At 61.3% G+C, this 17,086-nt stretch carries 17 protein-coding genes; 12 read left to right on the forward strand and 5 right to left on the reverse strand.

The window, feature by feature from the left end:
- Window positions 1–419 precede the first annotated feature (419 nt).
- From QMK51_RS03785 to QMK51_RS03800, 4 genes are all read left to right on the forward strand, one after another.
- Complete coding sequence (locus tag QMK51_RS03785; protein WP_320393195.1) at window positions 420–2,333, forward strand: sigma-54-dependent Fis family transcriptional regulator; 1,914 nt, start codon at window positions 420–422, stop codon at window positions 2,331–2,333.
- A 187-nt stretch (window positions 2,334–2,520) separates the two neighbouring features.
- Window positions 2,521–3,870 carry a UDP-N-acetylmuramate:L-alanyl-gamma-D-glutamyl-meso-diaminopimelate ligase gene (mpl, locus tag QMK51_RS03790; protein WP_030129555.1) on the forward strand — a complete coding sequence of 450 codons (1,350 nt, stop codon included), beginning with the start codon at window positions 2,521–2,523 and terminating at the stop codon, window positions 3,868–3,870.
- Window positions 3,867–4,499 (forward strand): flavin prenyltransferase UbiX, encoded by a 633-nt coding sequence (gene ubiX / locus QMK51_RS03795; RefSeq protein WP_223485712.1) that lies wholly within the window; start codon window positions 3,867–3,869, stop codon window positions 4,497–4,499. Before mpl ends, ubiX begins: the two co-directional genes overlap by 4 nt.
- Window positions 4,492–4,776 carry a YceK/YidQ family lipoprotein gene (locus QMK51_RS03800; RefSeq protein WP_008009029.1) on the forward strand — a complete coding sequence of 95 codons (285 nt, stop codon included), beginning with the start codon at window positions 4,492–4,494 and terminating at the stop codon, window positions 4,774–4,776. The genes ubiX and QMK51_RS03800 overlap by 8 nt, the downstream gene beginning before the upstream one ends.
- 135 nt (window positions 4,777–4,911) lie before the next feature.
- On the opposite strand, the gene QMK51_RS03805 is transcribed toward QMK51_RS03800, so the two are convergent.
- The 3 genes from QMK51_RS03805 to QMK51_RS03815 form a co-directional block, all read right to left on the reverse strand.
- On the reverse strand, window positions 4,912–5,553 hold the full coding sequence (locus QMK51_RS03805; RefSeq protein ID WP_258698910.1) for an oxidoreductase: 642 nt from the start codon (window positions 5,551–5,553) through the stop codon (window positions 4,912–4,914).
- A gap of 27 nt (window positions 5,554–5,580) precedes the next feature.
- Entirely contained in the window at window positions 5,581–7,296 is a 1,716-nt protein-coding gene (locus tag QMK51_RS03810) for a C13 family peptidase (RefSeq protein ID WP_320393196.1), read from the reverse strand.
- A 115-nt stretch (window positions 7,297–7,411) separates the two neighbouring features.
- Complete coding sequence (locus tag QMK51_RS03815) at window positions 7,412–7,867, reverse strand: MaoC family dehydratase (protein ID WP_258698912.1); 456 nt, start codon at window positions 7,865–7,867, stop codon at window positions 7,412–7,414.
- Between the two features lie 179 nt (window positions 7,868–8,046).
- Here QMK51_RS03815 and QMK51_RS03820 point away from each other — a divergent pair, with 179 nt between their 5' ends.
- From QMK51_RS03820 to QMK51_RS03830, 3 genes are read left to right on the forward strand one after another with little or no spacing between them, the layout of a single operon-like run.
- The gene (locus QMK51_RS03820; RefSeq protein WP_258698913.1) at window positions 8,047–8,409 is read left to right on the forward strand and encodes a CidA/LrgA family protein; all 363 of its coding nucleotides are present in this window, start codon (window positions 8,047–8,049) and stop codon (window positions 8,407–8,409) included.
- The gene (locus tag QMK51_RS03825; protein ID WP_258698914.1) at window positions 8,406–9,122 is read left to right on the forward strand and encodes an LrgB family protein; all 717 of its coding nucleotides are present in this window, start codon (window positions 8,406–8,408) and stop codon (window positions 9,120–9,122) included. The genes QMK51_RS03820 and QMK51_RS03825 overlap by 4 nt, the downstream gene beginning before the upstream one ends.
- Before the next feature lie 10 nt (window positions 9,123–9,132).
- On the forward strand, window positions 9,133–9,723 hold the full coding sequence (locus tag QMK51_RS03830; RefSeq protein WP_258698915.1) for an LON peptidase substrate-binding domain-containing protein: 591 nt from the start codon (window positions 9,133–9,135) through the stop codon (window positions 9,721–9,723).
- A gap of 47 nt (window positions 9,724–9,770) precedes the next feature.
- On the opposite strand, the gene QMK51_RS03835 is transcribed toward QMK51_RS03830, so the two are convergent.
- Together QMK51_RS03835 and QMK51_RS03840 are read right to left on the reverse strand one after the other, a co-directional pair.
- Window positions 9,771–11,087: a bifunctional DedA family/phosphatase PAP2 family protein gene (locus QMK51_RS03835; protein WP_258698916.1), complete on the reverse strand. Its 1,317-nt coding sequence runs from the start codon at window positions 11,085–11,087 to the stop codon at window positions 9,771–9,773.
- Between the two features lie 191 nt (window positions 11,088–11,278).
- On the reverse strand, window positions 11,279–11,977 hold the full coding sequence (locus QMK51_RS03840) for a DNA-3-methyladenine glycosylase (RefSeq protein WP_320393197.1): 699 nt from the start codon (window positions 11,975–11,977) through the stop codon (window positions 11,279–11,281).
- Window positions 11,978–12,164: 187 nt separating this feature from the next.
- Here QMK51_RS03840 and QMK51_RS03845 point away from each other — a divergent pair, with 187 nt between their 5' ends.
- The 5 genes from QMK51_RS03845 to mrdA all read left to right on the forward strand — a co-directional run bounded on the left by QMK51_RS03845 (window position 12,165) and on the right by mrdA (window position 17,077).
- A complete protein-coding gene (locus QMK51_RS03845) occupies window positions 12,165–13,436 on the forward strand; it encodes a glutamate-5-semialdehyde dehydrogenase (RefSeq protein WP_320393198.1) in 1,272 nt (423 codons plus the stop codon).
- 1 nt (window position 13,437) lies between these two features.
- Window positions 13,438–14,127 carry a nicotinate-nucleotide adenylyltransferase gene (gene nadD / locus QMK51_RS03850; RefSeq protein WP_258698919.1) on the forward strand — a complete coding sequence of 230 codons (690 nt, stop codon included), beginning with the start codon at window positions 13,438–13,440 and terminating at the stop codon, window positions 14,125–14,127.
- 72 nt (window positions 14,128–14,199) lie between these two features.
- Window positions 14,200–14,694, forward strand: coding sequence for a ribosome silencing factor (gene rsfS / locus QMK51_RS03855; RefSeq protein ID WP_320393199.1), 495 nt, complete (start codon window positions 14,200–14,202; stop codon window positions 14,692–14,694).
- A 9-nt stretch (window positions 14,695–14,703) separates the two neighbouring features.
- Entirely contained in the window at window positions 14,704–15,171 is a 468-nt protein-coding gene (gene rlmH, locus QMK51_RS03860; RefSeq protein WP_003185785.1) for a 23S rRNA (pseudouridine(1915)-N(3))-methyltransferase RlmH, read from the forward strand.
- Between the two features lie 10 nt (window positions 15,172–15,181).
- Entirely contained in the window at window positions 15,182–17,077 is a 1,896-nt protein-coding gene (gene mrdA / locus QMK51_RS03865; RefSeq protein WP_258698921.1) for a penicillin-binding protein 2, read from the forward strand.
- The last annotated feature ends 9 nt before the right edge of the window (window positions 17,078–17,086 follow it).

The raw sequence follows: 17,086 nt of genomic DNA on the forward strand, positions 1-17,086 counted from the left end.
ATGGGTATCTCCTTGGCTTTTGTGCTTATAAGGGAGGACGCGCCAGAGCGCTGCATAAGCGTAGAGCAAAGGTCGGGCCAGCGCCTTGCAGGTCAGGTAAATCAAGGTGTTGCGCGCTTTTTGTCGGACAGATGGGCGGCGTTTGTGACGCTTGCGGTACAGCCCCTGTGACACTTTGTACCGTTTGTGGCGCAGGCTGTGACTGGTGGGTCTTGCCAGCATTGCAATGCTGGCCAGGCTGGAGGATGCTCGATGCTCTTTACACACCTTTGATGGCTGCCGCATAACCCTGTAGGAGCTGCCGAGTGAAACGAGGCTGCGATCTTTTGATTTTGCTTTTAAGGAACAAGATCAAAAGATCGCAGCCTTCGGCAGCTCCTACAGGGGCGGTGTAAACCGCTCGGGGAGAATAATAAGAAATGCACGACAACCATTTAAGTCGCCATGCCCAGCAAGTGTTGACCGTGACCCAGGGTAAATCCCACCTGCACGGTCCCGGCAGCGATCCGTCCATTGCCCGTTCCTGGCTGCGTTGTCTTGAGGACTATCACCTCGACCCGGCTCTGACCATGGCGCCGACGGTGCTGGAGCATGGCCGCGTGCTGGAAAGCCGCGAACGCTTGCAGCAAGTGCTACAGATCGCCGGCAACGAAATGACCAGCCTCCACCAGCAGCTTTCCGGCGCCGGCCACGCGGTGCTGCTGACCGATGCCCGCGGGGTGATCCTCAATTGCGTCACCGCGCCCGCCGAACGGAAGATTTTCGAGCGCGCCGGCCTGTGGTTGGGGGCGGACTGGAGCGAAGCCTGCGAAGGCACCAACGGCATCGGCACCTGCCTGGTGGAGCGCCAGTCCCTGACCATCCATCAGGACGAACATTTTCGCGGCCGTCACACCGGCCTGACCTGCTCGGCGAGCCCGGTGTTCGACCCCCACGGCGAGCTGCTGGCGGTGCTTGACGTGTCTTCGGCGCGTCATGAGGTTTCGCGTCAGAGCCAATTCCACACCATGGCCCTGGTCAATCTGTCGGCGAAGATGATCGAGAGCTGCTATTTCCTGCGTTACTTCGACAATCAATGGTTGCTGCGTTTTCACTTGCAGGCCGAATCCGTCGGGCTGTTCAGCGAAGGGCTGCTGGCGTTCGACGGGGAAGGGCGGATCTGTGCGGTCAACCAGAGTGCGCTGAATTTGCTGGGGCATATTCGCGGCGGGCTGTTGGGCAAGCCGGTGGAAGCGTTTTTCGATTGCTCGCTGGATGAGTTGCTTGGCCGGGCGAGCGCCAATGCCAGCGCCAGTTGGCCGCTGCGCACCCGTGACGGGCGGCGGTTGTTTGCCGTGTTGCGCGGGCAGCCGCGCAGCATTCCTGTGCCTGTGGTGCAAAGCCCGATGGTTGTCGAGCGTCCGCGCTTGTCGGGTATTTGCCTGGGCGATGCCGCGCTGCAGGAAGACTTCCGCAAGGCCCTGCGGGTGTTCGAACGGGACGTGCCGTTGCTGATCAACGGTGAAACCGGTTCTGGCAAGGAAGCCTTCGCCAAAGCCGTGCATCAGGCCAGTCAACGGGCAGAAAAGACGTTCGTTGCCCTCAATTGCGCGGCGATTCCCGAAAGCCTGATCGAAAGTGAGCTGTTCGGCTATCGCGGCGGCAGTTTCACCGGTGCCCGCAAGGAAGGCATGCGCGGCAAGTTGCAGCAGGCTGATGGCGGGACCTTGTTCCTCGATGAAATCGGTGACATGCCGCTGACCATGCAGACCCGGCTATTAAGGGTGCTGGAAGACCGTCAGGTGGTGCCGATCGGCGGCGAGCCGGAGTCGGTCAATGTGCGGATCATCAGCGCCACTCACCGCAACCTGCTTGAAAGGGTGCAGGACGGCAGTTTCCGCGAGGATTTATATTACCGGCTCAATGGGTTGGAGGTTGCCTTGCCGGCGTTGCGCGAGCGCACGGATAAATCACAGTTGCTCGACTTTTTGCTGGCCGAAGAGGCGGGCGGGGAGAGCGTGTTGATTGATGCCCCGGCGCGGCAGGCCTTGCTGGATTTTGCCTGGCCGGGGAACGTGCGGCAGTTGCGCAATGTGCTGCGGACCTTGGCAGCGCTGTGTGACGGCGGTCGGATCGGGCTGGAAGATTTGCCGGCGATGATTCGTCAGGCCCGACCGGTGACGGCGTCGGCGGTTGAAGAACCGTCCGAGTATCCGCTGGACGATGCCGAGCGGTTGGCATTGCTCAGCGCGCTGGAGCAGCAGCGCTGGCACATGACCCACACCGCCGAGCAGTTGGGCGTGAGCCGCAATACGCTTTACAGAAAGCTGCGCAAACACGGTATCGCCCGCTAGGTTGTGACTGATCGTTCCCAGGCTCTGCGTGGGAATGCCTCCCCGGACGCTCTGCGTCCGCTTTTGGGACGCAGAGCGTCCCTTGCTGCATTCCCACGCAGAGCGTGGGAACGAGCGTGGTTACAGCTAAAGAGTGCGATTTTCCCCTCCCTAAGCTAACCTGCGGCCATGTTTTACGAGGTCGACTATGCACATTCATATTCTTGGTATTTGCGGCACTTTCATGGGTTCGATGGCGGTTCTGGCCAAAGAGCTGGGCCATCACGTGACCGGCTCCGATGCCAACGTCTATCCGCCGATGAGCACTCAGTTGCAAGCCCAGGGCATTGAGTTGACCCAAGGTTACGACCCGGCGCAACTCGACCCGGCCCCGGACCTGGTGGTGATCGGCAATGCCATGTCCCGCGGCAACCCGGCCGTCGAGTACGTGCTGAACAAAGGCCTGCCGTACGTCTCCGGCCCGCAATGGCTGGCCGATCACGTATTGCAAGGCCGCTGGGTGCTGGCGGTTGCCGGCACTCACGGTAAAACCACCACCAGTAGCATGCTCGCCTGGGTGCTGGAACATGCGGGCATGAGCCCGGGGTTCCTGATCGGCGGTGTGCCGCAGAATTTCTCGGTGTCGGCGCGTCTGGGCGGCACGCCGTTTTTCGTGATCGAAGCCGACGAATACGACAGCGCGTTCTTCGACAAGCGCTCCAAGTTCGTTCACTACCGTCCGCGTACGGCGATTCTGAACAATCTTGAGTTCGATCACGCGGACATCTTCCCTGATCTGCCAGCCATCGAGCGGCAGTTCCACCATTTGGTACGGACCATTCCGAGCGAGGGCCTGGTGATCCATCCGACCACTGAACCGGCCTTGCAGCGCGTCATCGACATGGGCTGCTGGACCCCGGTGCAAACCACCGGTGCCGGCGGGCAGTGGCAGGTCAAACTGCTCAGCGAAGACGGTTCGAAATTCGAAGTGATGTTCGAAGGCGTCGCTCAAGGCGTGGTCGAGTGGGACATGACCGGTCAGCACAACGTCGCCAACGCCTTGGCTACCTTGGCAGCCGCGCGTCACGTCGGCGTAGTGCCGTCGATGGGCATCGCTGCACTGAGCGCGTTCAAAAGCGTGAAGCGCCGGATGGAGAAAGTCGCTGAAGTGCGTGGCATCACCATTTACGACGACTTCGCTCACCACCCGACCGCCATCGCCACCACCCTCGACGGTCTGCGCAAACGCATTGGCGACGCGCCATTGATCGCGATCATCGAGCCGCGCTCCAACTCCATGAAACTCGGCGCTCACCGCGATGGCTTGCCGGAGAGCGTGGTCGATGCCGATCAGGTGATCTGGTATTCACCGGCCAACCTCGGCTGGGATCTGGGCGCCACGGCGGCGTTGTGCACCGTGCCGTCGATCGTCAGCGATTCGCTGGAAGGCATCATCGAGCGGGTGAAGAGCCAGGCCCAGCCGGGCACTCACGTGGTGATCATGAGCAACGGCGGCTTCGGCGGCCTGCACGGCAAACTGGCCGAGGCGCTGCAATGAACAACGGCCCGGAACGCATCACGCTGGCGATGACCGGCGCTTCGGGCGCCCAGTACGGCTTGCGCCTGCTCGACTGCCTGGTGCGTGAAGACCGCGAAGTGCACTTCCTGATTTCCAAGGCCGCGCAACTGGTGATGGCCACTGAAACCGATGTCTCGCTGCCGTCCAAACCGCAGATGATGCAAGCCTTCCTCACTGAATACACCGGCGCCGCCGCCGGGCAGATTCGGGTGTACGGCAAGGAAGACTGGATGTCGCCGGTGGCTTCGGGTTCTGGCTCGCCAGCGGCGATGGTGGTGGTGCCGTGTTCCACCGGGACCTTGTCGGCTATCGCCACCGGGGCCTGCAACAACTTGATCGAGCGGGCGGCCGACGTGACCTTGAAGGAGCGTCGCCAGCTGATTCTGGTGCCGCGCGAGGCACCGTATTCGAGCATTCATCTGGAGCACATGCTCAAGCTGTCGAACATGGGCGTGACGATTCTGCCGGCGTCGCCGGGCTTCTATCACCAGCCCCAGACCATCGATGACTTGATCGACTTCGTCGTGGCGCGAATTCTCAACTGTTTGAACATCCCGCAAGACATGCTGCCGCGTTGGGGCGAACACCATTTGAGCAGCGATGAATAAGCTGCTGATCATCCTGTTGGCGTTGCAACTGGCGGGCTGCGCCACGGCACGCACCCTCGATGCCGCCAAGCCTGGGGCGCCGGTGGTGTATTCGGGGACGCGACTGGATCTGTATGCGATGAACGGCGGTTGCTGTGCCATGGACAGATTTGGCGCAGAAGCGCCGAGTTATCCAGGTGTTGATCTGCCGGCCAGTGCCTTGCTCGACACGTTGCTGTTGCCGCTGTCGTTGTTGACGGTGATTGGCGTAAGTTTTCAAGCGACTGGCGGATTGTAGGAGAGCGCTTTGCGCTCTATCGCGAGCAGGCTCGCTCCCACATTAGATCTTCAGTGGACACAAAATAGGTGAACGCCGCCAATCAAATGTGGGAGCGAGCCTGCTCGCGAAGGCGTCCGTTCAGGCGCCGCTGAATTACTTGCCTAACTTGCGCAACTCATCCGACTCGACAATCCGCACACCATCCTGCTCCTCCAGCGCCAGGCGCCACATGGCGCGGGCCAGTTGGCAGGCTTCGATGCCGTGGTATTTGCCCGGAATCAATTTCGACAACGGGCCGGCAACCCGCTCGCCTAATCGCGGCTCGACGCGATCGCCCAACAACAGCGAAGGCCGGCAAATGGTCAGCTGCGGCCAATTCTGTGCGCGCAATGCGTGTTCCATCTCGCCTTTAACCCGGTTGTAGAAAATCGAGGATCTGCGATCGGCCCCCAAGGCACTGATCACGATCAGGTGCCTTGCGCCCATCTCCCGCGCACGTTTGGCGAACGCCACGACCATGTCCAGGTCCACCGCGCGAAACGCTTGTTCGGAGCCGGCCTGTTTGATGGTGGTGCCGAGGCAGCAATAGGCAATGTCGACGCGACCGTTCAATTGCGGCAAAAACGCCGCCGGGTCGCCGACCGGGTTTTCCAAGTGAGGATGCTCGGCCAGTGGCCGGCGTGAGGGAGCCAATACCCGCGTAATCGTTGGCTCATTGAGCAGACGGTCAAGCAAATGTTCACCGGTCAACCCGGTAGCTCCGGCAAGCAATACATGCTGAGGCGTCAAGTACATAGTCATTCCCCCTTGATACTATTCAGCTTAGTTGCTCTTTTCATCCTTGCTGATAGAGACACTTTGCAGTGCCTTTCGTGCCTGTTGCTTGCGTAACAATTGCCAGTGGGCGAGAACGGCTTTCGGCGCCCATATCTGCGGCTCGGAGGCTTCGAAGTTGTCGGCCAGCTCACGTTCGGCCACGGTGGCACTGGCCCGTTTGAAGGCTTGCTCCAGATCGTCGGTCTGGTTCAGCGCCTGGGCAAACAGCGCGTCGCCGAAATAAGTGAAATTGGCTTCTTCCGAACACCCGAAGGACACCCGGTCAGCGCGCGAGGCGGTCATGATCAGGGTGCGTTCATCCTTGAGCGCGGGAATGAAGCCGCCGGAATAGCAAGATGAAATCACGATAATCTTGTCGCGTTTTTTCAGGGGGGCGAGGACGGCGGCGAGCTCGTCGGCCGGCAGGTCGGCCAGTTCCATGCGTGGCTGGTCGAGCACCAGTTCGTGTTCACTGGAGCCATGGCTGGTGAGGTAAATGAACAGCAAGTCTTCCGGGCCGCTGCGCTCGGCCAGGGTCTGGGCGGCGCGGCGCAGGTTTTCCCGGGTGGCCATCGGCCGGTCGCCAAGGTGGTCGCGATGGTTGACCAGGCGGATCTGGCCGAAGGCGCCGAAACGGCTGGCGAGCATGTTGGCGACGTAGTCCGATTCGCGCAGGAACACGCTCTGCTTGCCGTCACCGCCCAGGGTCAAGGTGTACAGCTCGACCGCCGGGGTCGAGGCCGGTACGCTGGCCAGTGCATCGTCGAGCAAACGGCCCTGAGCCAGCAAGCCGAGTTCGAGGGTGTCCGGCAGCAGCTTGCCGTCGGCGTCGCGCACACGCTGACTATTGATCCAGGTGCCGCTCAGCACCGTGCCATCGGTGAGCACCAACGTGCCTTTGCCCTGATAATTGTCGCCGTCGAACTGGCCGACATAGAAACTGCCATCGGCCAGGTTCAAGCGGCCCTGGCCGGTGAAGCGCCAGTCGCTGAACTGACCGATGTAGTGACTGCCATCGGCGCCGATCAACTCGCCCTTGCCGCTCAGCACCCCTTCCTTGAACTGACCGAGCCAGACATCGCCATCGGCGTTCTCGTAGCGGCCCTTGCCGTGCAGTTGATTGTTCTTGAAGCCGCCGACATAGATATCGCCATCGGCGCTGTTGAAGGTGCCGTTGCCTTCCAGCTGACCATCGACGAAATGCCCGGTGAACTGATTGCCGCTGGCATCGCCGCGCTGGCCTTCGCCGTTGGGTTTGCCATGGGCGAACTGACCCTGGTACTGGCTGCCGTCTTCGAGTTCCAGACGACCGAGCCCTGAATATTGATCGGCCTTGAATTCGCCACGGTAGGTCATGGCGTTTTCTTTGAGGGTGCCTTCACCGTCCCGTCGACCGGCCTTGAAACCGCCGGTGTAGCTGCTGCCGGTGGTGGTCAGCGTGCCCTTGCCGTCGAACAGCCCTTGCTGGAATTGCCCGCGATAGACCTCGCCGTTGCTGCCGTGCCATTCGCCCTGACCATGCCATTGGCCTTTGTCGAACTGGCCGGCGTACCAGCTGCCGTTCGGGTAATCGATGCGACCCTCGCCTTGCAGCAAGCCGTTGACCAGGTCACCGCGATAGCGTCCGCCGTCCGGCAGGCGGGCGTCGGGGGGCAACAGCGATTCGCCATCGCCGCAAGCGGTGAGCAACAGGGTCAGAGCAAGGAGTGCAAGTGAGCGCATAGCGGGATCCGGGCAGTTAGGCGACGGAGTATGCCGCAGCTATGTGTCGCATTTATAGAGACACGGCAGAGACACAGCGCGAAACAGCATGAGCTGTTTCGCAATCAGGCATGTGTCAGACGAAACAGAGGGACAGTGGCTCGGCGATATACGCCGGTTTGTCCGACCCTTCGATTTCAAGCGTGGCGGTGGCCTTGAGCAGCCATTGGCCGGGTTTCTTCTCGGTGACGTCGTTCATGTCGACCTTGAGTCGAACCCTGGAATTGACCTTCACAGGCTGGATAAAACGCACGCTGTCCAGACCGTAGTTGACCACCATCTTCGCGCCTTGGGGCAGGATGAGGATGTCTTCCATCAACTTGGGGATCAGCGACAACGACAGGAAACCGTGGGCGATGGTGCTGCCAAAGGGTGTTTGCGCGGCTTTGACCGGGTCGACATGGATGAACTGATAGTCACCTGTGGCTTCTGCGAACAGGTTGATGCGTTCCTGGTCGATGGTGAGCCATTCGGAACGTCCGAGTTCCTTGCCGACATAATCTTTGAGCTCTGCAACTGGAACATAGGGCATTGAGACTCTCCTTGGGTCATCGGTTTTATAGTTTTCGAGTGGGGGGATTCGACCTCCCTGCGAACCACTTTAGATCAACATGGCAAATGGCTCCGGTCAACTGACCATGCTTTTGGCGAATGCCGATTCATAGCGTTGACGTGCTTATAATGCCTGGCGCCTTTTGCGGGAGATGATGGATGTTGTTACGTGGCCTGACTTGGCTGGTGCTGTTTCAATTGCTCGGCACTGCCCTCAACCATCTGATATTGCCAGTGCTGCCGGGGCCGATCATTGGCCTGCTGTTGTTGCTGGGGTATCTGATCAGCCGTGGCCAAGTCGGCGAGCCGCTGAACCTGGCGGCCAGCAGTCTGCTGCGTTACCTGCCGTTGCTGCTGGTGCCGCCGGCCGTGGGCGTGATGGTTTACGCCACTGACATTGCCGCGGATTTCTGGGCGATCACCGGTGCTCTGGTGTTGTCGCTGGTGCTGTCGATGGCCTTCGCCGGGGTGCTGATGCAGCGCATGGTCAAGCGTCATGCTCATGACGAGGGCGGCCAATGATGTTCGATTGGCACGGCGCCTGGGCGTCGGTGATCCATCATCCGCTGTTCGGTATCGGCATTACGCTGGGTGCGTATCAATTGGTACTGGCGGCGTTCGAGAAAACCCGCTGGGTTTTTCTGCAGCCGGTACTGGTTTCCATGTTGCTGGTCATCGGTGTACTGGTCAGTTGCGGCCTGAGCTATGCCGAGTACCGCAAGAGCACCGAGATCCTGAGCATCTTGCTCGGGCCGGCCACCGTTGCGCTGGCGGTGCCGCTGTACCTCAACCTGCGGCGGATCCGGCAGTTGTTCTGGCCGATATTTACTACGCTGGTGATAGGTGGCGTGGTCGCCACGGGCATGGGGGTATTGCTGGGCTGGTGGTTCGGCGCGGAACACATGATCCTGATGACCATGGCCCCCAAGTCGGTCACCTCGCCGATTGCCATGCTGGTGGCAGAGCAGATCGGTGGCGTCGCGGCGCTGGCGGCGGTGTTCGTGTTGATTACCGGGGTGATCGGGGCGATCTTCGGGCCGAGTCTTTTGACCCGTCTCGGTGTCCACAGCCCGGAGGCCCGCGGTATGGCCCTGGGCATGACCGCCCACGCGGTCGGCACTTCGGTGGCCTTGCAGGAAAGTGAAGAGTGCGGCGCCTTCGCAGCGCTGGCGATGAGTCTGATGGGCGTGGCCACGGCGGTGTTCCTGCCGTTGGCGGTGTCGATGGTGGTGTAAGGAAATGTCTATGAGTCTGCCGCTTTTTCCGCTGAACACGGTGCTGTTTCCGGACTGCATCCTCGACTTGCAGATCTTCGAGGCGCGCTATCTGGACATGATCGGTCGCTGCATGAAACAGGGCGGTGGCTTCGGCGTGGTGTGCATTCTCGAGGGCGAAGAAGTCGGCATCGCCCCTGAAGGCTACGCACGGGTGGGGTGCGAGGCGCTGATCACCGACTTTCACCAGCAGGACAACGGCCTGCTGGGCATTCGGGTGAAGGGCGGGCGGCGCTTTCACGTTGTGCGCGCCGAGGTGCAGCGCGACCAGTTGATCGTCGCCGAAGTCGAGTGGCTCAAGGATGAGCCTGAGCAACCGCTACTGGACGAAGACGCCGATCTGGTTGCGCTGCTCAAGGCCTTGGCGGAACACCCGATGGTCGAAGCGCTGAGCATGGGCGCCGAAGCGACGGGGCAACAGTCGCTGGCCAATCAGTTGGCGTACCTGTTGCCGTTTTCCGAGATGGACAAGATCAACCTGCTGCAACTCGATGATCCGCAGCAACGGCTGGATGCGATTCAGGCGTTGCTCGATGAGTTGCAGGGTGAGTTGTTCGCCTGACATCCGTCAAAAGATCGCAGCTGCTACAGGTGCGATCTTTTGAACTTTCAGTACGCATACCGCAACAAAGCATGCGGCAAATGCCTCAACACAAAGAATCCGAACAGCGCCACCAACGACGGCAACACCAGCCACCAGACCTTGGGTGGCATGGCGTTGAGTGGCGCCTGGCGCTGACTCAGCCACAGGCTGGCCGCACAGATACACGCCGCCAGCATTGCACCGGCCAACACATCGGTCGGCCAGTGCGCGCCCAGATATACCCGCGACAAGGCAATCGCCAGTGCCGGCAAGCAGCCCACCAATAACCAGGTCAGGCGCATTCGCGGCGGTTGTCCGCGGCCAGCCAGCACCGCGAGCGTCAGAAACAGCGCGAAGGAGCCCGAGGCATGGCCGCTGGGCATGCTGTAGCTGGTCAGTGGATCACTCAGCACTTCCGGGCGCATGCGGGCGAAAAAGTGCTTGGTCGCGGTGTTGCCCAGCGCGGTGAACAGCAGGGTGCCACCCGCGAAGATCGCGTGCCGCCATTGCCGCGTCAGCAACAGCAAGGCTGTCAGCAGGGCGCTGATCATAAACATGTTGCGGAATTCGCCGATCAGCGTGAACACCACAGCCACTTCATCGAGCATCGGGCTGCGGTGTTCCTGCACCAGAGTCATCAACCCTTGGTCGAGGGCGGTCAGGTGCGGATAGCCGATGAACAGCCCGGCCAGAATCACCAGGCTCAGGCTGGCAATCAGCACCGTGGCCTTGCGATGGCGGCGCAGGCTGCTGTTGATGCTCAGCCCCACCATCACCGCGATACTGCCCGCGACGACCCCGGCCTCGGGCCAGAAACCTTCCGGCAACGGCAAACGAATGGCCGCGCCCGTGGCCCAGCCGGGCAGCAGATAGGCAACGCTCCAGCCTGCGGCGGCCAGCAGGCTGACGACGGCGAATCGTGGGAACGGCATGTCGAACATCCCGGCGACCATGGGCAGCATGGGCCGCAACGGGCCGATAAAGCGGCCGACCAACAGGCTGGCGATGCCATAGCGCTGGAAGTAGGCCTCGGCACCCGCGATCCATTCCGGGTGATGGCGCAACCCTGGCAGGCGACGGATGTTCTGGTGGAAATGGCGACCCAGGAAATACGAAACGATATCGCCCAGCACACCGCCGAGGAAACCCAGCAGCAGTGTTTCACCCAATGACAATGCGCCACTGCCGGCCAGCACCGTCACGGCAAACAGCAACACCGTGCCGGGTACGATCAGCCCGGCAATCGCCAGGCATTCCATACAAGCCACTATGAACACTGCCGCGGCCAGCCACTGCGGATTGACCGTCAGCCAACCGGTCACGCTATCGAGCCATGGGCCCATAAAAACAACTCCATCTGATTCAATTGGCCCTTGGTGGGCGAACATAATTTAAACAATGTCAAAAGTCCTGTGGGAGCGGGCTTGCCCGCGATGGTGCCTGGACAGTCAACATTGATGTCGACCGGTATGGCCCTATCGCGGGCAAGCCCGCTCCCACAAGGGATCTCCTTTGCATCAAGATTCAGCCGGTATCAGGACAACAAAAAATAATCGCGACCTTCGATTTGCCCCCGGCGCAACGGGTTGCGTGTGCAATACGGCGCATAAGCCGCATCGACGAAACGGTACATCAAATGTTCGTCACGCCCGTGGGGAATGCCCAGGCGTGTGGTCTGGATGATGTGGGCGGGAGCAGGTCCGATGTCTTCCACCAGCAGCACTTCATGGTCGAAACGCTTGGCGTCCCAGACCGGCACCTTCAGTCCCAGCGCCTTGCACAGTAGGGTCTGCCCGGCACACAGCTTTTGCGAGGGGCGAGGGCGGCCCTGAGCGTCGGGGTTGTTCAGCAGCATCTGCGCCAGGCTTGCCGGCCCGCTCAGTTCATCGACCCACGGATAGGCGGACTTGATCAGCACCGCATTGCCAGGGCCTTTGGCGCTGAAGTTCAGGGAATCGCCGCCACGGGCGTAATACATATAGATGTGGCCACCATCCAGAAACAAAGCCTTACGCTTTTCTGTGTAGCCGAGGGAGGCGTGACTGCCTTTTTCTTCGCAGTAATAGGCTTCGGTCTCGATGATCCGGGCACCGAGCCACAGGTCGCCGACCCGATGACGGATGATCTTGCCCAGTAAATCCCGGGCCAGCGTTTGGGCATCGCGGTCGAAAAACGCATCCGGTAGCGCTTTGGGTGGGCGCGTATCGGACGCACGAACAGTCAGGTTGGTCATGATGAACAGCGTTTGTCAGGGCTGATTGAGTCGTGATGATAACAATATGCAGCTTAATCAAGCTTAATCACGGCTGAACGTCGGCAAATTGCCTTCCATTTCGACCATCCGCCCGTCACCGCTGTTAGTCCCGAGACGCGACAGCTATAATCTGCCGCTTTCCTCTTTACCAAGACCACAGTAGACCATGACTGAGTCCGTTCTTGACTACATGACCCGTTTGGGTCGCGCCGCCCGCGAAGCTTCCCGTGTGATCGGCCGTGCCAGCACCGCGCAGAAAAACCGCGCATTGCAGGCGGCTGCCAGTGCGCTGGACGCTGCGCGCGCCGAGCTGAGCGCAGCCAATGAGCTGGATTTGACCGCCGGTCGCGCCAATGGTCTTGAGCCGGCTCTGCTGGAACGGCTGGCGCTGACCCCGGCGCGCATCGACGGCATGATCGTCGGTTTGCGTCAGGTCGCGGCACTGCCGGACCCGGTCGGCGCGATCCGTGACATGAGTTATCGGCCGTCGGGCATTCAGGTCGGCAAGATGCGCGTGCCATTGGGCGTGATCGGGATCATCTACGAGTCGCGGCCGAACGTGACCATCGATGCCGCCAGCCTGTGCCTGAAGTCCGGCAATGCAACCATCCTGCGTGGCGGTTCCGAGGCGATTCATTCCAACCGTGCCATCGCCGCCTGCATTCAGCGTGGCCTGGCCGAGGCTGGTCTGCCGGCCGCCGTGGTGCAAGTGGTTGAAACTACCGACCGTGCCGCCGTCGGCGCGCTGATCACCATGCCGGAATACGTCGACGTCATCGTGCCTCGTGGCGGCCGTGGCCTGATCGAGCGGGTCAGCCGCGATGCCCGCGTGCCCGTCATCAAGCACCTGGACGGCATTTGCCACGTCTACGTCAGTGCCCACGCCGATCTGCCGAAAGCCCGGCGCATCGCGTTCAACGCCAAGACTTATCGTTATGGCATCTGCGGCGCGATGGAAACGCTGCTGGTGGATCAAGCCGTTGCCAAAGATTTCCTGCCCTCGATGGCGGCACAGTTCCGCGAGAAAGGCGTCGAACTGCGCGGTTGCGAGCGCACCCGGGCAATCATCGAGGCCGTTGCGGCCACCGAGGAAGACTGGACCACCGAATACCTGGCGCCGATTCTCTCGATCCGCGTGGTCGACGGGCTGGATCAGGCCATCGAGCACATTAACAAGTACGGCTCCCATCACACCGACTCGATCGTCAGCGAAAACCTGGCCGACAGCCGGCGTTTCGTGGCTGAAGTCGATTCGTCTTCGGTGATGATCAACACCCCGACGTGCTTCGCCGATGGTTTTGAATACGGATTGGGTGCCGAGATTGGCATTTCTACTGATAAGCTGCACGCCCGCGGCCCGGTGGGCCTCGAAGGGCTGACCTGCGAGAAGTACATCGTGGTCGGTGACGGTCAGTTGCGCGGCCAGGAGTCGGTCTGACTTGGGCGACCTCGACCCGTCAGCCCACGTGACCGCCAGCGAGCCCCGGCCTCGACGCATTGGCGTACTGGGCGGGACCTTCGACCCGGTGCACATCGGCCATCTGCGCGGTGCGCTGGAAGTCGCCGAATCGCTGGCGCTCGATGAGTTGCGTCTGACACCCAGTGCCAGGCCGCCTCATCGCGGCACGCCGCAGGTGTCGGCGAAGGACCGTCTGGCGATGGTCAAGTGCGCGGTGGCCGGTGTGCCACCGTTGGTGGTGGACGCCCGCGAATTGCAGCGGGACAAACCGTCCTACACCATCGATACCCTGGAACTGATGCGCGCCGAACTTGCCGCTTCAGACCAGGTTTTTCTACTTTTGGGCTGGGACGCATTTTGCGGCCTGCCCACTTGGCACCGCTGGGAAGAGTTGCTCCAGCATTGCCACATCCTGGTGCTGCAACGCCCGGATGCCGACAGCGAACCGCCGGATGCCTTGCGCAACCTGCTGGCGGCGCGCTCGGTGAGCGACCCGCTGGCCCTCAAAGGGCCGAGCGGACAGATTGCATTCGTCTGGCAGACACCGCTCGCGGTATCCGCCACCCAGATCCGTCAACTGCTGGCCAGCGGTAAGTCGGTACGTTTCCTGGTGCCCGACGCGGTCCTGGCCTACATCGATGCGCACGGACTTTACCGTGCGTCGAACTGAAAAAGGGCGCGCTTCAAGGCACGTGAATGCGTGTATCGAAGCGCCCGAACATACGAGCAAAACGAGTTTTATATGACTGACAAAGACGTAAACAAAGTAAAGCGCAAGGGCACGTTCAAGAGCGCTCCGCTGCCGGTCGCGGCTGACACCGGCCCGGAGCTGCGTGGCGAAGAGCTGGTCAAGGTTGCCGTAGCAGCCCTGGAAGACGTCAAGGCCCAGGACATTCTGGTGATCGACGTTCGTGAAAAGCAGAGCATCACTGACTTCATGATCATCGCTACCGGTACTTCCAACCGCCAGATCGGCGCGATGCTGGATAAGGTCCGCGAGGCGGTCAAGGCTCTGGGCGTCAAGCCGTTGGGTGAAGAAGGCAAGGGTGACAGCGACTGGGTGTTGCTGGATATGGACGATGTCATCGTACACATGATGACGGCCAGCGCTCGTCAGTTCTATGACCTGGAGCGGTTGTGGCAGGGTGCCGAGCAGAGCCGTGCCGGCAGCGCCGCGCACCACAGCCCGGAAAACACCCATGAGCATTTCATCAAGCTCAACAAAGACCAGCAATAAGGGGCCGCTGTGCGACTGCGACTGATCGCCGTCGGTTCACGCATGCCCAAGTGGGTGGAAGAAGGCTGGCATGAATATGCCAAGCGTCTTCCGTCCGAGCTGGCGCTGGAACTGGTGGAAATTCCGCTCAACACCCGCGGCAAGAACGCCGACGTGGCGCGCTTTATCCGTCAGGAAGGCGAAGCCATGCTGGCCAAGGTCGGGCCTAACGAGCGTATTGTCACCCTCGAAGTCCACGGCAAGCCCTGGAGCACCGAGCAACTGGCGGTCGAACTCGATCGCTGGCGGCTGGACTCGCGCACGGTGAACTTCATGGTCGGCGGCCCCGAAGGGCTGGCACCGGAAGTCTGTGCGCGGGCGGATCAACGCTGGTCGTTGTCGCCATTGACGTTGCCGCACCCGTTGGTGCGGATTCTGATCGGCGAACAGCTGTACCGTGCCTGGACAGTGCTGTCCGGCCACCCTTACCACAAGTAGTTCTGCCCTCATGCCCCAGCCGATCCGCATCAAGGACCACGAAAAAGACGCCCGTCTGGTGCGTGGCCGCGTCGTGTTCGGGGCCATTACGGTGGTGGTGCTGATTGGCGTGCTGATTGCGCGGCTGTATTTCCTTCAGGTGATCCAGTACGAGTACCACTCGACCCTGTCGGAAAACAACCGCGTTCACGTGCAGCCGATTCCCCCGACTCGCGGGCTGATCTTCGACCGCAATGGCGTGGTGGTGGCCGACAACCGGCCCAGCTTCAGCCTGAGCATGACCCGCGAGCGCTCCGGCGACTGGCAGCAAGTGCTCGACGCGATCGTCGAAGTGCTGGAGCTGACACCCGAGGACCGGGTGATCTTCGAGAAACGCATGCGTCAGGGGCGCCGACCGTTCGAACCGGTGCCGATCCTGTTCGAGCTGACCGAAGAGCAGATCGCCCGCATCGCGGTGAACCAGTTCCGTCTGCCCGGCGTGGAAGTGGTTGCGCAACTGGTGCGTCATTACCCGCAGGGCGCGCACTTTGCGCACTCGGTGGGTTACATGGGGCGGATCAACGAGAAAGAGCTCAAGTCGCTCGATCCGGTGAGTTACAGCGGCACCCATCAAATTGGTAAAACCGGCATCGAGCGGTTCTACGAGCCCGAGCTGCACGGTCAGGTGGGTTACGAAGAGGTCGAGACCAACGCTCGGGGCCGTGTGTTGCGGGTGCTCAAGCGTACCGAACCGATTTCCGGCAAGGACATCGTCCTGAGCCTGGACATCAAATTGCAGGAAGCCGCCGAAGCTGCACTCGGTGGTCGTCGTGGCGCCGTGGTAGCGCTGGACCCGAAAACCGGCGAAGTGCTGGCGATGGTCAGTCAGCCGAGTTTCGACCCCAACCTGTTCGTCACCGGCATCAGTTTCAAGGCGTACTCCGAGCTTCGCGATTCCATCGACCGGCCACTGTTCAACCGGGTGCTGCGCGGTCTGTATCCGCCGGGTTCGACCATTAAACCGGCGGTGGCGATTGCCGGTCTTGATTCGGGTGTGGTCACCGCATCGACCCGGGTCTTCGATCCCGGCTACTACATGCTGCCCAATTACGATCACAAATATCGCAACTGGAACCGCACCGGCGACGGCTATGTGGATCTGGACACGGCGATCATGCGATCCAACGACACCTACTTCTATGACCTGGCCCATAAGCTGGGGATCGATCGACTGTCGAGCTACCTGGGCAAGTTCGGCATCGGCCAGAAAGTCTCCCTGGACATGTTCGAAGAATCGCCGGGGCTGATGCCGTCCCGTGAATGGAAGCGCGCGACCCGTCGTCAGGCCTGGTTCCCGGGCGAGACGCTGATTCTGGGGATTGGCCAGGGCTACATGCAGTCGACCCCGTTGCAACTGGCCCAGGCCACGGCGCTGGTGGCCAACAAAGGTGTCTGGAACCGTCCGCACCTGGCCAAGACTGTCGAAGGCGAGCGGCCGAAGGATGAAAATCCGATGCCGGACATCATCCTGCGCGACCCGTCCGACTGGACCAAGGTCAACCACGGCATGCAGCAGGTCATGCACGGCGCTCGCGGTACGGCGCGCAAGGCATCGATCGGCGCGCAATACCGGATTGCCGGCAAAAGTGGTACGGCTCAGGTGGTCGCAATCAAGCAGGGCGAGAAGTACGACCGCTCCAAGGTTCAGGAGCGTCACCGCGACCACGCCTTGTTCGTCGGCTTCGCGCCGGCCGACAACCCGCAAATCGTGGTGTCGGTAATGGTCGAGAACGGCGAGTCCGGTTCCGGCGTCGCCGCGCCTGTGGTGCGTCAAGTCATGGACGCCTGGCTCCTGGACCAGGACGGCCGGCTGAAAGCCGAATACGCCAGCCCTATCAGTGCGGAGGCTACGGCCCGTGAAGAGTAATTTCGATCG

The sequence above is a fragment of the Pseudomonas sp. P9_31 genome, from assembly GCF_034008235.1.
Taxonomy (GTDB): Bacteria; Pseudomonadota; Gammaproteobacteria; order Pseudomonadales; family Pseudomonadaceae; genus Aquipseudomonas.